This is a genomic window from Sphingopyxis sp. EU05-FHT14B03, assembly GCF_058790875.1.
Genome location: NZ_JBYTDC010000003.1, coordinates 967336 through 981186, shown reverse-complemented (window position 1 = coordinate 981186; position 13851 = coordinate 967336). Strand labels below are relative to the sequence as shown.

The 13851-nt window shown below is 63.6% G+C and carries 14 protein-coding genes; 2 read left to right on the top strand and 12 right to left on the bottom strand.

From position 1 onward, the window contains the following. Positions 1-3: 3 nt before the first annotated feature. The 6 genes from arsB to AC3WS4_RS21165 form a co-directional block, all read right to left on the bottom strand. A complete protein-coding gene (gene arsB, locus AC3WS4_RS21190) occupies positions 4-1068 on the bottom strand; it encodes an ACR3 family arsenite efflux transporter (protein WP_492738015.1) in 1065 nt (354 codons plus the stop codon). A gap of 10 nt (positions 1069-1078) precedes the next feature. Beyond that, positions 1079-1510 carry an arsenate reductase (glutaredoxin) gene (arsC, locus tag AC3WS4_RS21185; RefSeq protein ID WP_058818132.1) on the bottom strand — a complete coding sequence of 144 codons (432 nt, stop codon included), beginning with the start codon at positions 1508-1510 and terminating at the stop codon, positions 1079-1081. Then, positions 1507-2028, bottom strand: coding sequence for an arsenate reductase ArsC (locus tag AC3WS4_RS21180; RefSeq protein WP_058818131.1), 522 nt, complete (start codon positions 2026-2028; stop codon positions 1507-1509). The genes arsC and AC3WS4_RS21180 overlap by 4 nt, the downstream gene beginning before the upstream one ends. A gap of 31 nt (positions 2029-2059) precedes the next feature. Continuing rightward, on the bottom strand, positions 2060-2389 hold the full coding sequence (locus AC3WS4_RS21175) for an ArsR/SmtB family transcription factor (RefSeq protein ID WP_058818130.1): 330 nt from the start codon (positions 2387-2389) through the stop codon (positions 2060-2062). Positions 2390-2522: 133 nt separating this feature from the next. Then, complete coding sequence (locus AC3WS4_RS21170) at positions 2523-4475, bottom strand: cytochrome c/FTR1 family iron permease (RefSeq protein WP_058818129.1); 1953 nt, start codon at positions 4473-4475, stop codon at positions 2523-2525. A gap of 4 nt (positions 4476-4479) precedes the next feature. Beyond that, a complete protein-coding gene (locus AC3WS4_RS21165) occupies positions 4480-5115 on the bottom strand; it encodes a cation diffusion facilitator family transporter (protein ID WP_058818128.1) in 636 nt (211 codons plus the stop codon). 55 nt (positions 5116-5170) lie between these two features. On the opposite strand from AC3WS4_RS21165, the gene AC3WS4_RS21160 reads away from it, so the two are divergent. Beyond that, positions 5171-5593, top strand: a complete 423-nt coding sequence (locus AC3WS4_RS21160) for a MerR family transcriptional regulator (protein ID WP_058818127.1) — start codon at positions 5171-5173, stop codon at positions 5591-5593. A gap of 52 nt (positions 5594-5645) precedes the next feature. On the opposite strand, the gene AC3WS4_RS21155 is transcribed toward AC3WS4_RS21160, so the two are convergent. The 6 genes from AC3WS4_RS21155 to AC3WS4_RS21130 form a co-directional block, all read right to left on the bottom strand. After that, on the bottom strand, positions 5646-6251 hold the full coding sequence (locus tag AC3WS4_RS21155; protein WP_058818126.1) for a cation efflux transmembrane domain-containing protein: 606 nt from the start codon (positions 6249-6251) through the stop codon (positions 5646-5648). A gap of 116 nt (positions 6252-6367) precedes the next feature. Next, positions 6368-9529: an efflux RND transporter permease subunit gene (locus AC3WS4_RS21150; protein ID WP_089217534.1), complete on the bottom strand. Its 3162-nt coding sequence runs from the start codon at positions 9527-9529 to the stop codon at positions 6368-6370. 17 nt (positions 9530-9546) lie between these two features. Then, on the bottom strand, positions 9547-10809 hold the full coding sequence (locus AC3WS4_RS21145; protein ID WP_067179735.1) for an efflux RND transporter periplasmic adaptor subunit: 1263 nt from the start codon (positions 10807-10809) through the stop codon (positions 9547-9549). Further along, complete coding sequence (locus AC3WS4_RS21140; RefSeq protein WP_067179737.1) at positions 10806-12041, bottom strand: TolC family protein; 1236 nt, start codon at positions 12039-12041, stop codon at positions 10806-10808. Before AC3WS4_RS21140 ends, AC3WS4_RS21145 begins: the two co-directional genes overlap by 4 nt. 64 nt (positions 12042-12105) lie before the next feature. Next, a complete protein-coding gene (locus AC3WS4_RS21135) occupies positions 12106-12444 on the bottom strand; it encodes a hypothetical protein (protein ID WP_067179740.1) in 339 nt (112 codons plus the stop codon). 58 nt (positions 12445-12502) lie between these two features. After that, positions 12503-12898 (bottom strand): DUF3703 domain-containing protein, encoded by a 396-nt coding sequence (locus AC3WS4_RS21130; protein WP_067179743.1) that lies wholly within the window; start codon positions 12896-12898, stop codon positions 12503-12505. Between the two features lie 415 nt (positions 12899-13313). Here AC3WS4_RS21130 and AC3WS4_RS21125 point away from each other — a divergent pair, with 415 nt between their 5' ends. Next, the gene (locus AC3WS4_RS21125) at positions 13314-13676 is read left to right on the top strand and encodes a hypothetical protein (protein WP_077031264.1); all 363 of its coding nucleotides are present in this window, start codon (positions 13314-13316) and stop codon (positions 13674-13676) included. Positions 13677-13851 lie beyond the last annotated feature (175 nt).

The following is a 13851-nucleotide window of genomic DNA, read 5'->3' as shown; positions in this document are numbered from 1 at the left end:
TACTCAGACTTGTGAAGGAACGCTCGCCGGGAACCAGCGACGTCCGAGGCGGAATGCGACGCTGACGAGGAGGATGAGGACCGGCACTTCGACAAGCGGGCCGATGACCGCCGCGAAGGCGACCGGCGAGGCGAGGCCGAAGGCGGCGATCGCGACCGCGATCGCGAGCTCGAAATTATTGCCCGCGGCGGTGAAGGCGACCGCGGTCGTGCGTGGATAATCAGCCTCGATCAGCTTGCCCATCCAGAAGCTGATGAGGAACTGCACGACGAAATAGATGGTCAGCGGGATCGCGATCCGGATGACGTCGCCGGGGATGGTGACGATCTCGCCGCCCTTGAGGCTGAACATCGCGACGATGGTGAAGAGCAGTGCGACGAGGGTGATCGGCGCGATCCTCGGCAGGAAGTGCGTCTCGTACCAGTCGTTGCCCTTGGCGCTGGCGAGCCATTTGCGGGTGAGATATCCTGCCATAAACGGGATGCCGAGATAGATGAGCACCGCCTCGGCGATCGTCCAGAAGCTGACGTCGATGACGCTGCCTTCGAGGCCGAAGAGCGGCGGCAGGACCGTGAGGAAAAACCAGGCATAGACGCTGAAGAAGAGGATCTGAAAGATCGAATTGAACGCGACGAGCGCAGCGACATATTGATTGTCGCCCTTTGCGAGCTGGTTCCACACGATCACCATTGCGATGCAGCGCGCGAGACCGATCAGGATCAGGCCAGTCATATATTCAGGCTTGTCCGCGAGGAAGACGACCGCGAGCGCGAACATCAGCACCGGCCCGATGATCCAGTTCTGGTTCAGCGAGATGGCTAGGACGCGCTTGTCTTCGAACACGCGCGGCAGCTCGTCATAGCGCACGCGTGCAAGCGGCGGATACATCATCAAAATGAGCCCGATGGCGATCGGGATATTCGTCGTTCCGATCGACATCGCGTCGATCGCAGCGGGGAGGTCCTTGAAAAGCGATCCCAAGAGGACGCCGAGCGCCATTGCAAGGAAGATCCAGAGTGTCAGATAGCGATCGAGGAAGGACAGGCGTTCACGCTTTGCGGCAATCATGATGATCCCCTCAGGCATGGACGCGGTTGCCGCCGGCATCGACCACCTGTTCACCGTCTTCCTTGGCGAAGGCGCCAAGCTGGCGGGCAGGGATGATGTCGAGCACCGCTTCGGACGGGCGGCAGAGCTTCACCCCGAGCGATGTGACGACGAGCGGGCGATTGATGAGGACCGGATGCGCCATCATTGCATCAATGAGTGCGCCATCGGTGAGATCGGGGTTGCCTAGGCCGAGTTCCGCATAGGGCGTGCCTTTTTCGCGGAGGAGCTCGCGCGGCGTGATACCGGCGCGCTCGATCAGCCGCTCGAGCAGGGCTCGCGACGGCGGTGTCTTCAGATATTCGACGACATGCGGTTCGATGCCGGCGTTGCGAATGAGCGCGAGCGTGTTGCGCGACGTCCCGCACTCGGGATTGTGATAGATAATGATGTCGGCGGTCATGCGCCTGTCTCCCGCTCGCCAGTCGCGCCCTCGATGCCGCCGATTTCCTTCAACCTGCGCGCCATTGCCATCTCGTCGATGCTTTCGTGCGGGAGCGCGAGGAAGAGCGAAATCCGGTTCGAGAGATAGTGCAGCGCACGTTCGAAAGCTTCGCGCTGGCCCGGGCCTTCGACCGCGGCGGGATCTTCGATCCCCCAGTGCGCGGTCATCGGCTTGCCGGGCCAGACCGGACAGGTCTCGCCGGCGGCATTGTCGCAGACGGTGAAGATGAAATCGAGTTTGGGCGCGTCCGGGCCCGAGAATTCGTCCCAGCTTTTCGAGCGCAGACCCTCGGTCTCGAACCCGAGCTCATCGAGAAGCGCGAGCGCCTGTGCATGGACCTTGCCTTTGGGAAAGCTCCCGGCGCTATAGGCACGGAACCGCCCCTGGCCCATGCGGTTCAGCAGAGCTTCGGCTAGAATCGAGCGGGCGCTGTTGCCGGTACAAAGGAACAGCACATTATAAATCTTGTCGGTCATCGACTTCTCCCTCAAGCGCTGAATGGGCCGATCAGCAGCAGGCAAGTTCGGCGAGCAGCGGCTCACACAGTTCAGCGCGTCCTTGGCAGCAGTCTTTTGCGAGGAAGAGCATCAGGCCGCGAAGTGCGTCGATATCCGCTCGTTGGATGATCTGCCGGCCGCGCTTTTCCGGTATCACCAAGCCCGCCTTCACCAGAACCGCGAGGTGCGTCGAAAAACTACTCTGATTGAGCCCCGACGCTTCGACGAGCTGTCCCGTCGATAGCCCTTCGGGCTCATTCTGGACGATCAAGCGAAAGGCATCGAGGCGGGTGGGATGCGCCAGAGCGGCGAGGGCGGACAAGGCGGCATCAATTTGCATGCATCGGGATTATCCGATATGTTCATGTCTGTCAATTTGTATCGGGAATATGCGATGGGTCGGTTCGGCGAGGCCCACAATCGGCCTATGACGCGGATGTGGGCGGGTTGGCAACCGGTCGGGTGTCGCAATTCTACGCAGACTGATTGCCGGCTTTGGCAGGCCGCCCGGCTTCGATGGCCCGGCGATTATACCAGAAGCCAAGGATTATGATGACCAGCGCGGCGGCTTGCATGAGGATGACCTGCAGCGTCGGATAGATACCCAGGAGCGTTACTCGAGGCCAGCCGCTCACGGGCGTTACCGAGAGCATGCCTGCCTCCTGCAGCGCCGCCGTTCCCTTGCCCGCCAGTACGGCGGCGAGCACCGCCATGAGGGCAGAGCTATACGAAAAGAATTTGCCGATTGGCAGCCGCTGACTGTAGCGGAGCATCGCCCAGGCGATGACGGCCAGCAGGACAAGGCCGGTCACGAAGCCGCCGAAGACAGCCCCGCCACTGCCCTGCGATGCCAGCGCCGCATAAAACAGGATGGTCTCGAACACCTCGCGATAGACGGCCAGGAAGGCGAGCCCGAACAGGAACCAGGACGAGCGTTTCGAGAGCGCCGCGCTCAGCTTTGCGTGAATATAGCGCTGCCATTGGTCGGCCTGAGACTTTCCGTGCATCCAGATGCCGACCGACAGGAGAATGACAGCCGCGAGCAAGGATCCGAAGCCCTCGGTCAATTCGCGGCTCGCCCCGCTGACTCCGATGGCATAGGTCGCGAGCGCCCAAGTCAGGCCCCCTGCGGCAAGGGCCGCAACCCAGCCGGCATGCACATAACGCAGCGCCTCCGGGCGCTCGGCCTTTCGCAGGAAGGCGACGATCGCGATGACGACGAGGAGTGCCTCCAGGCCCTCACGCAGCAAGATCGTCAGGGCGCCGACAAAGGCCGACGTGCTGCTCGCCTGTTCGGGGGCGAGCACCTGCTCGGCATCGGTGAAGAGCGTGTCGAGCGCCGAAATCTCGTGGCGTACCTCGGCGACGGGCGCGCCCTTCTGGATGGCCGCGCGCACTGCCCCCATCGCCGTCTCGATCCGCGCCATCAGGGCGCCATCACGCGACGCGAGGAGCGGTTCCAGGGGTTCGAACCCGTCGAGATAAGCGGACAACGCAAGTTCTCCGGCTTGCTGCCTCTTCCCCGCAGCATATGCAGCGAAGCTCTGCTCGAGCCGTTCCCGCGCCAGCGCCAGCGACCCAGCCCCCGACCCCGTGACGGCCTGCGGATTAGCCCTGAGATAGGCCATCACGGCGTCGGCCTCCGGTTGTCCGATCTTCGCACCGAGCGCCGCCGGCGTCATTGCCGTCAGCGTAGGCATGTCAGGCACCAGGCGGCGCACACCAGCGTCGGATTGCCAGATCCGCTCGCCCTGCGTCGTATCACGGAAAGCGAAGCGGCCGCTGTAGAAGGCGAGGGCCCAGCGATCGGCGGCAGGAAGGTCGGCGAAACTTTGCATTGCCGTGCCGTCGAGGCCTTGCTCGATCACTTGGTAAAGCCCGAAGACGCTGCGTTCGCGAGCGCGCGCAGCATCGGAAAAGGCGATCGGCGGTGGATCGAGCCTGGCTGCATCGGGGCCGCGGCCATCGCCCGACATGCCGTGGCACGATGCGCAATTCTGCCCATAGAGAGTAGCGCCCCTCGCAAGATCTGGGCTGCGCGCCGGCGCAAGTGGCACCGGATAGGCGTTGAGCAACGCCGCTGCGACCGAACGGGCCTGCCGTGCGACTTCTCGTGGGCTTTCCTTGGCGACAACGGCTGCCTTCAGCCGCTTCGCGTCAGCCACCAATTGCGCACGTGCGCCTTTGGGTGGCAGCGCTGCAATATTCGCGGCGGCCGAATCGGTGAACTCGAGCATTTCGGCATATTCTGCCTGGCTGATGACCCGGCCGTCATGTACCGCACCGCCATAGTCCACCGCGACATAATCGAGCAGGCGCCAGGTAGTCTGCACCGACGTCGTGTCGGCGCGTGCCACGGCCGGAAGCAGCACCAGCATGGCAAGCAAGATTGCCGCAGCGCGCCGAAGCGTGGAATATGCCCTCATTTTGCTATGCCTGCGAAGGGCGCAGCTCGGCGCGTGCATTGCGCACGATCTCCGTGGCCGAATGCAGGAAGAGAAGGGCGATGACGCCCGCCACCAGAAGATCGGGCCAGGCGCTGCCCGTCCAGCCGACCAATATGGCCGCGACGATGACGGCGATATTCGCGATCGCATCGTTTCGGCTGAACAGCCAGATGGCCCGCACATTGGCATCGCCGTCCCGAAATCGCGAGAGAACCAGCGCCGCGGTCACGTTCACGGCCAAGGCGACTATGCCGATGACGCCCATGAGTTCGGCTTCGGGTGGCTCGGCATTTAAGGCCCGCGCCACGGCAAAGGCAATCACTCCCAGCCCGAGCGCACCGAGGAACAGTCCCTGGGTTAGCGCGATCCGTGCACGGCTTGCAGCAGACCATCCCAGCGCCAGTAATCCCACCAAAGTGATCGAACCGTCGCCGATGAAGTCGAGCGAATCCGCTTTGAGGGCCTGACTGTTGGCGATGAAGCCGCCGATGATTTCGCACACACCGAAACCGAGGTTGAGTATCACCACGATCCAGAGCGCCCGTCGATAGGCGGGATCACGCTCGGCACGCACGGTATCGCCCGTACAGCCACAGTTACTGTCGTTGCTTTCGCTCATCGCATTGTCCTACATTCTCCAGTAGCTGTAGAAGCAAGGCATTTCTGAGGTGCATATGGGCCGTGAGGTAGGACTTCCCATCGGAGCGCTGGCGAGCCGGACGGGTACGAAGGTCAATACAATCCGCTTCTACGAGGACATCGGGCTTCTACCACCGGCGGCGCGCACCGCCTCCGGACGTCGCAGCTATGGTCCCGAGGATGTCAGGCGCCTGGCGTTTATCCGGAGTGCGAGGGGGCTGGGATTTTCGATCGACGAAATTCGTTCACTGAAAGCCCTCGCGGCAGGACCCGAGCAGGACTGCGCCGAGGTTCGCGCTCTGGCGGCGCGACATTTGCTCGACGTCGACGAGCGTCTGGAACGCATGGTGCGCCTTCGCGCAGAACTCGCCCGGATCGTCCAGCTCTGTGAGGGCGGCCGCATAGCCGATTGCCGGGTGATTGAGGCGATCGAGGCGACGCTGCCGTCCGCGGTCTAGCGGTGGTTTCCTCGCACTCATCATTCGGTCTTCACCTTGTTATTTCTCAAATTCAGGGGTCGTCGCTTGCGGCGCCGCGAGTCTCCTTTCGGGCATCGCGCAGAATTTCGATGCCGCCCTTGATGGCAATCAGCGCAGTGGCGAACCCGACGAGCAAGTCGGGCCAGTTCGTGCCGAGCCACCAGACGAGGACGCCGGCGATCAGGATGCCGCCGTTCGAAACGAAGTCGTTGAAGCTGAAGGTCGTTGCCGCACGAAGGTTGACGTCGGGATTCTGAATGCGCTGAAGCAGCTTCAGGCAGGCATAGTTCACCACCGCCGCGACCGCCGACATGATCATCATCGTAGCGCCGATCGGTTCGCTACCCTGAAAGTAGCGCCGCCCGACATCGAACAGGACGCCGGCCGCGAAGATCAATAGCATAACGCCCGACGCTGTAGCCGCGCGGGTCTTCCATTTGATGCCATGGCTTAGTGCGACAAGGCTCAGGGCATAGACCGCCGCGTCCGATAAATTGTCGAGGCCATTCGCGATGAGGGCGCTCGAATCTCCCAGCGCGCCGGTTATGAGAAAGGCGATGGCGATCGCCGCGTTCAGGAAAAGAACGATCTGGAGGGTCTGCTTTTCGCGGTCGGTGCTGCCTGTCTTGTCTATCATTTCACGCTCCTCATACCAAGCATCCCTAAAAGGAGGCGGAACCCCTCAGGGTTCCGCCCCTGTTCGCGGCCGGCCGCTTGCGCCCAAGCGCTGCAGCAAACCGTGAGGGCCTGGCTTCAGGTCGCAAGGCCGGGCTCACGCCGCGGCCCGGCGACTTCCTCTTCTTCGATCTTCGCGCTGCGACTGTGGACCATGAGGTACAGCGCGGGCAGGACGAGCAGCGTCAGGATCGTCGATGAGATGATCCCGCCGATGACCACGGTCGCCAGCGGCCGTTGCACCTCGGATCCTGCCCCGACATTGAGCGCCATCGGTACGAAGCCGAGCGACGCAACCAGCGCGGTCATCATCACCGGCCTGAGGCGGGTCAGCGCGCCCTCGCGGATTGCATCGACGAGCGCCTTTCCGCGTTCGCGAAGATCCTTGATGAAGGATAGCATCACCACGCCGTTGAGCACCGCGACCCCGGAGAGTGCGATGAACCCGACGCCCGCCGAGATGGAGAGCGGAATGTCGCGAAGCGCCAGCGCCGCGACCCCTCCCGTCAGCGCCAGCGGCACGCCCGAGAAGACGATGGCCGCATCGCGAACCGACCCGAACAGCATGAACAAGAGGCCGAAGATCAGCAGCAGAACGAGCGGCACCACGATCTGGAGGCGCTCGGTCGCCGACTGGAGCTGCTCGAACGTCCCGCCATATTCTATATAATAACCGTCGGGCAGCACGACATCGGCTTCGACCTTCTGGGTCAGTTCGTCGATGAACGAGCCGAGATCGCGACCACGGACATTCGCCGTGATCACCGCGCGGCGTTTGCCATTCTCGCGGCTGATCTGGTTCGGCCCCGCCGCGAGCGATATCTCCGCAAGCTCCGAAAGCGGCACGAAGCCGCCGGCCGGAAGCGCAACGGGGAGATTGCCGAGCGACGCGAGGTCGGTGCGAATGGCCTCGGGAAGCCGGACGACGACGTCGAAACGCCGGTCGCCCTCGAAGAGCTCGCCCGCCTGCCGCCCGCCAGTCGCGGTCGAAACCGCATCCTGGACCGTCTCCATGCTCACGCCATAGCGCGCAAGCTTGTCGCGATCGGGCGTGACCGAAAGCATCGGCAGGCCGGTGACCTGTTCGAGCTTCACGTCCTGCGCGCCCGCGATCCCGCCGGCCACCTCCTCGATCGCCCGCCCCGATTCGAGCAGTTGATCGAGATCGTCGCCGAACAGCTTGATCGCGACGTCGGCGCGAACGCCGGCGATCAGTTCATTCATCCGCATCTTCACCGGCTGGGTGAACTCGTAATTGTTCCCCGGCACTTCGTTTACCGCCTTGTTGAGCTCGGCGACGAGCTGGTCGCGCGGCTTTCTGGGCTCGGGCCACTCCTTCCGATCCTTGAGCATGATGAAATTGTCGGCGACCGACGGTGGCATCGGATCGGTCGCGACCTCGGGCGTGCCGATCTTCGCGAACACCCGCTCGACTTCGGGGAACTGCCTGATCCTCTTCTCCAGCGCCTCCTGCATCGCGATCGACTGGGTCAGGCTCGTTCCCGGAATGCGCATCGCGTGCATCGCGATATCGCCTTCGTCGAGGTCCGGGATGAACTCGGACCCGAGACTCGTCGCCGCCACGCCGCTGAGCGCGACGAGCAGCAGCGCACCCGAAAGCGCCGCCTTCGGCCAATTCAGGACGCGGTCGAGCATCGGACGATAGCCCTTGCCGAGACCGCGCATCAGCCAATTCTCCTTCTCCTCGACCTTGCCGGTAACGAAGAGCGCCACCGCGGCCGGAACCAGGGTGAGCGACAGGAGAAGAGCAGCGGTCAGCGCGAGGACGACCGTGATCGCCATCGGGTGGAAGGTCTTTCCTTCGACGCCTTCGAGCGCGAAGATCGGCAGATAGACCGCGGTGATGATGATGATGCCGAAGATGCTCGGCTTGATCACTTCGGCGCTCGCCGAGGCAACGAGGCCGAAGCGTTCGTCGCGATCGAGCAGCCGTCCGAGCCTGTGCTGTGCCTCGCCAAGCCTGCGAAGACAATTTTCGACGATGATGACGGCCCCGTCGACGATGAGGCCGAAGTCGAGCGCGCCGAGGCTCATGAGGTTCGCCGATGTCCGCGTCTGGAGCATGCCCGTCAGCGTCATCAGCATGGCAACGGGAATAACCGCCGCCGTGATCAGCGCCGCCCGGAAATTGCCGAGCAGCAGGAAGAGGATCACGATGACGAGCAGCGCGCCCTCGGCGAGATTCTTCTGCACCGTCGAAATCGTCCGTTCGACGAGCGCGGTGCGATCATAGAGCGGCTTCGCGACAACACCCTTCGGCAAAGCACGCGACGCTTCGACGAGGCGTTCGGCCGAGGCCTGCGCCACCACGCGCGGATTTTGTCCGATCAGCATCGAGACCGTTGCGAGGACGACCTCCTTGCCATTCTCAGTCGCCGCGCCCGTGCGAAGGCCCGAACCGATCGCGACATCGGCGACGTCGGCGATCCGGATCGGAACGCCGCCGCGGGTGGCGACGATGATCTGCGACAGGTCGCGCTCATTGTTCGCCTGCCCCGGCACCCGGATCAATATCTGTTCGCCGCTGCGCTCGACATAGCCGGCGCCGCGATTTGCATTATTGGCCTCCAGCGCGGTGACGACATCGTTGAGCGAGAGATTGAGCGAAGCGAGCGAGGCCGGATAGGGGGTCACATGATATTGGCGGGCATAGCCGCCGATCGTGTTGATCTCGGCGACCCCCGGGATCGTGCGCATCTGCGGCCGGATGACCCAGTCGGACATCGTTCGGAGGTCTTCCGCCGTGTAGGGCGTGCCATCCGGCTTTCGTGCGCCCGGTTCGGCTTCGATCGAGAACATGAAGATCTCGCCGAGGCCGGTGGAAATCGGCCCCATTTCGGGCGCCATACCGGGCGGCAGCTGCCCCTTTGCGGCCTGGAGCCGCTCGTTGACCTGCTGGCGCGCGAAATAGATGTCGGTCCCGTCCTCGAAAACGACCGTGACCTGACTCAGGCCGTAGCGCGAGATCGACCTGGTATAGTTGAGGTTGGGGATGCCCGCGATCGCGGTCTCAATCGGGTAGGTGATCCGCTGCTCGGCTTCGAGCGGCGAATAGCCTTCAGCCTTGGTATTGATCTGGACCTGGACGTTGGTGATGTCGGGAACGGCGTCGATGGGCAATTTGGTCGCGCTCCACGCGCCGATCGCGCACAGGAGCGCGACGACCGCGAGGACGAGCCATCGTTGCCGGATCGAAAAGCCTATGGTTCTGGCTAGCATATTATCCTGCTCCCCGATCAATGGTCGTGGCCCGCGCCGGACTTTTCGATGTCGGCGCGAACGAGGAAACTGCCCTTGGTGACATAGGCGGTGCCGGGCTTGATGCCCGACAGGACCTCGGTCCATTCGGGCGACGAACGGCCGAGTTTCAGCATGCGGACCTCATAGTCCTGCCCGAAATTGGCATAGACCACCTTGAAGTCGCGGAAGGGCTGGATCGCCTCGGTACGCACGGCCAGCGGCACGGTGACGGGGTTGACCATCACGCGGCCGCGCAAGGCCATGCCGGGGCGCAGCGTTCCCGAGCGGTTGGGGATGGTCGCGCGGATGAGCGCAGTGCCCGCCTCGACATTGCCGTCGGGCAGGAACTGCTCGAGTGGCGCGGTCGCGATCTCGGCGCCGTCCTGCGTCTCGACCGTCACCCGCATGCCCGGACGGATAATCGCGAGGTCACGGGGGAAGATGTTGAAGACGACCGTCGTCTGCGCGGGATCGGTGATGACGTAGAGCGCCCGCCCGTCGGTGACATCGCCGGGGTTGGCGTTGCGCTCGGCAACGACCCCGCCGACCGTCGCATGCACCGGATAGACCTGGAGGCTTTCGCTCGATTCAATGCGTGCGAGAAGTTCGCCGCGGCGAACCGTGTCGCCCACCGCCTTTGTGACCGAGACGACGCGGCCGGGGAATTGACCGCGAATTTCGGAACGGGCCGTTGGCGACAATTGGACAGTGCCATAGAGTTCGCGCCTCTCGCCGACCGTCGCCGGTCCGACGACGGCGGTCTCGATGCCGCCGGCCTTGGCGGCGTCGGCCGCGATCCGCGTGCGGCCCTCAGGGTTGGCATATTTCCAGACGTGGCGTTTGCCGCCAGTCACCGCGACGACTTCGACATCGAAGCTGTGCGGTTCGGTAACGACGCCTTGCCCTGCCAGGAACTTGCCCTGCGGGCGGAAGGTGAAGCGATCGACGTCGCCGCCAAGCCGCGTGAGCGTGATCGCGAGCTGGACTTCCTTGGGATCGACCGGCTTCCCGTCCCGGGTCGCAAAAACTCGGAACTGCGGCTCGGTGCCATTCTCGAAAATCGTGATTTCGACAGCGAAATCGCCATTTTTGAGCAATTTGCCGCCATTCGGGCCCTCGGCGTCTTCTTCGCCTTCGCCCTCGGCGTGGCTCTCACCTTCTGCATGTTTGTCTTCGCCTTCGGCTCCGCCGCCGCAGGCAGCGAGCGGGACGGCAAGGAACAGCGCCGCTGCAGCGGCGGGAAATGGAAACTTCTTCATGGAATATTCTCCGCAAGGGGAGCCGCATCGAAGCGGCCGGTCAGGCGATCGATTTCCGCGAGCAAATCGCGGTAGCGCGTCATGGCCTCGGCCCACTGACCCTGGATCTGGATGATGACGTCGGCGGCATCCTGCACATCGGCGAACAGGAAGCCGCCGCGGGCATAGCCTTCGCGCACCTGACCGAGCGTCTTCACCGCCTTGGGATAGACGTCGTTCATGATGCCCTCGGCCCGCACCCGTGCGGCGTCGGCATCGGCGCGCAGCGACGCGAGGCGCCGCAGTCGTTCGAGGCGGCTCGCCTCGGACTGGAATTCGAGCTGCCGCCGTTCGGCCTGCGCCCGGGCGATATTGCCCTGGTTGCGGTCGAAGCGTCCGAGCGGGATCGAGATTCCGCCGAGAACGGCGACATCATTGGTCTCGCGAAGGAAGCGAGTGCCGCCCGACACCGTATAGTCCTGGTGCGCGCGGCTTTGCTCGACGACAACCTGTGCCCGGGCGCGATTGACGGCGGCGTCGAACACCGCGGCATCGGCTTCGGCCAGCGGCGGATCGCGCGGATCGGGCTTCTCGATACCCTCGGCGATAACGAGGCTGTCGGGAGCGCCGCCCCAGAAGGATACGAGCAATGCTCTTGCGGACTGCCGTTTGGCTTGGGCTTCCTTCAGTGCCAGCTCGGCTTCGAGAATGCGGGCATCGGCGCGGGTCTCGACGAAGAGCGGATCCTTGTAGCCGCGCATGCGCCGGATCGCTTCGGTGCGCATCTCCTTTTCGAGTTTGACGCGATCCTCTGCGATCCAGACCATCTGCTCGGCGATCTGGACGTCGATATAGGCGCGCTGCACTTCCTGGGCGATATCGAGCCGGACGAGCCGCCACTGCGCCTCGGCGAGAACGACCCCGCGTTCGGCAAGCGCCATCCGCGCCTCCCGCTTTCCGCCGCGTTCGAGCGGCTGCGAATAGGTGACGGTGAGTTCCGATTGCCGGAACAGGCCGTAGCCGCCCGTCCCGACTCCATTTTCCATGTCGACCGACACGGTCGGATTGGGTCGGACGCGAGCTTGCAGTTGGCCGGCGCGCGCGGCGTCGACCCCCGCTTCGCCGGCTCTAAGCTCTGGCGATGCAGCGATGGCCCGCTCGACCGCCTGGTCGAGCGTTAGCGGCTGGGCCCACACGGACCCCGCCAGCAGCGCAGCCCCGGCCAACAGGGCGGCGCGCATATGGATATGCATAAATGATCACTCCTGAACGGTTCGACTGAGCGCAGGCCGGGAAGGGCCGCGCGGCAGGCGTCGTTCAGGCGAGGGGAGGGTTCAGGGGAGGCGCGAGGGCGCGCGAAGCGAGGCGCATCGCGGGCAGCGCGAAGTGCAGGCCGCCGGAAAAAAAGGGCAGATCGTCATGACCCGAAAGGGCCTGATCGGATGCGACCGGGCAATTATGGTGACTGCCGTGGAGGTCGGCGTCCTGCTGACCTTTTTGCGTGTCCTTGTCCGACGCATGGCCCGGCTCGACATGGTGCGAAAGATGCGAATCCGTCGCATGGTGCGTCATGCCCGCCATCGCCGGCGCAGCATTGTGAAGCCCGCTGAGCAGCAGGATGAACACAAGCAACAGGCGAAGGGGAGCGGCGGCCATGGTCGCGCCCCTAACAGCGAATGGCTTGTTCCGGAAGTCCAAAACCGGATCAGCCCTTTCAGGCGTCGCGTTCGGCCGCCGACCGGGCCGCCTCGATCAGTACCGCCAGGCCCTCCGGCATCGGCATCGGATCGAAGGCGCTCACTCGCGCGCGGCCGTTGTTACCGGCCGGGAGCCGGCCGGTCAGCGAGCCTAGCGGCACGAGCAGGAACCGCACTACCTGACCGGCGGCTTCGCGGCTATCGCCGAGTTCGATCGCATAGCGGAACATGTGCCAGTGCGAGGCCAGATGCGCGCCCATATAGGGCTGGCTCAATATATGTTCCCATTCCAGCGCCCGCCACGCGGCGGCTTCATCGCCGGTTCGGCTTGATTCGCGGAAAAGGCGATATTGGTCGCGCAGGAGCGGCGCGACGATGGTCCGGGTCAGCGGCTTGGCAGTCGACGTGATCATGCTGGGTCCCCCTTTTTGTCCAGGGCAGGCTTTTGCACCCTGTAGTAGATACAGGGTCAAGCTCTCATGTTGCCGCTCGGCGCCTCGATGCGCGATTTCCGATTTACCGCCCTGTCCAAGACGAATCCCTCCGCCCCGGCACAGCCCGGTACAAAGGAGGACAGAAGCAATAGCGTAAGTCCGGAAATAAGATTGCAAGACAATCGTAGAACTATTGTGCTTAACGCCCGATTGTTCGACGGATATCCTGTTCTTATAGAGGTCCTAATAAGTATTTCTAGGACGGATAAATGGCTCGATTGCCATCATGAGATAACATTACAGCACTCGTTCGGGGGTTAGAAGAGTGCCGCCGAAGTTGATTGAAAATCTTCTACTTTTCACCGCGCTATTTCGATGCTAGGGGCCGGTTCCAATGCGACGGATAATCCTCCTCTTGCTGACCTTTCTCCTTGCATCCGGAACGGTTGCGGGATCGCTCGCGCATGCGACCGAGGATCGGGCCGAGGCGAGCCTTTTTGTCGCGGCGATCGAAGCCGGCTGCGTGAGTGCGCCGGCTACCGAAAGCGCCGAGTCCGACAAGAAAAATTCCTCGTCCGGCGAAAAGCAGCAGGTGCCTGCCGCCGCTCATGGTTGCCATGGCCACCATTCGGGCGTCCCGGCGGAAACGCTTTCGGCAGCGACCGAAACCCCTGCCGCTGAAGCGCATGCGCGCATTCTGACGGCCGCCTTGCCGCCCGTCGCCTATATCGGGACCTTTCGCCCTCCAATCGCCTGACGCTCTAGGTCTGCGCGTGCCCTTCGCGTGCGCTTCTCCCTGGAAACGTCAGGAGTCTCTTTTTCATGAAATCCATAGTTGTCGCCGCGAGTCTCGTGGCGCTCGTTGCAGGCGCAAATTCCGCGCCCGCCGCTGCCCAGTCGGCAGCGACGGAGCAGGTGGGACCGCCTTCTTC

Bases quoted from the DNA above. Each gene is read 5' to 3' on its own strand.
- arsB (WP_492738015.1), bottom strand. From the start codon at position 1,068: ATGATTGCCGCAAAGCGTGAACGCCTGTCCTTCCTCGATCGCTATCTG.
- arsC (WP_058818132.1), bottom strand. From the start codon at position 1,510: ATGACCGCCGACATCATTATCTATCACAATCCCGAGTGCGGGACGTCG.
- AC3WS4_RS21180 (WP_058818131.1), bottom strand. From the start codon at position 2,028: ATGACCGACAAGATTTATAATGTGCTGTTCCTTTGTACCGGCAACAGC.
- AC3WS4_RS21175 (WP_058818130.1), bottom strand. From the start codon at position 2,389: ATGCAAATTGATGCCGCCTTGTCCGCCCTCGCCGCTCTGGCGCATCCC.
- AC3WS4_RS21170 (WP_058818129.1), bottom strand. From the start codon at position 4,475: ATGAGGGCATATTCCACGCTTCGGCGCGCTGCGGCAATCTTGCTTGCC.
- AC3WS4_RS21165 (WP_058818128.1), bottom strand. From the start codon at position 5,115: ATGAGCGAAAGCAACGACAGTAACTGTGGCTGTACGGGCGATACCGTG.
- AC3WS4_RS21160 (WP_058818127.1), top strand. From the start codon at position 5,171: ATGGGCCGTGAGGTAGGACTTCCCATCGGAGCGCTGGCGAGCCGGACG.
- AC3WS4_RS21155 (WP_058818126.1), bottom strand. From the start codon at position 6,251: ATGATAGACAAGACAGGCAGCACCGACCGCGAAAAGCAGACCCTCCAG.
- AC3WS4_RS21150 (WP_089217534.1), bottom strand. From the start codon at position 9,529: ATGCTAGCCAGAACCATAGGCTTTTCGATCCGGCAACGATGGCTCGTC.
- AC3WS4_RS21145 (WP_067179735.1), bottom strand. From the start codon at position 10,809: ATGAAGAAGTTTCCATTTCCCGCCGCTGCAGCGGCGCTGTTCCTTGCC.
- AC3WS4_RS21140 (WP_067179737.1), bottom strand. From the start codon at position 12,041: ATGCATATCCATATGCGCGCCGCCCTGTTGGCCGGGGCTGCGCTGCTG.
- AC3WS4_RS21135 (WP_067179740.1), bottom strand. From the start codon at position 12,444: ATGGCCGCCGCTCCCCTTCGCCTGTTGCTTGTGTTCATCCTGCTGCTC.
- AC3WS4_RS21130 (WP_067179743.1), bottom strand. From the start codon at position 12,898: ATGATCACGTCGACTGCCAAGCCGCTGACCCGGACCATCGTCGCGCCG.
- AC3WS4_RS21125 (WP_077031264.1), top strand. From the start codon at position 13,314: ATGCGACGGATAATCCTCCTCTTGCTGACCTTTCTCCTTGCATCCGGA.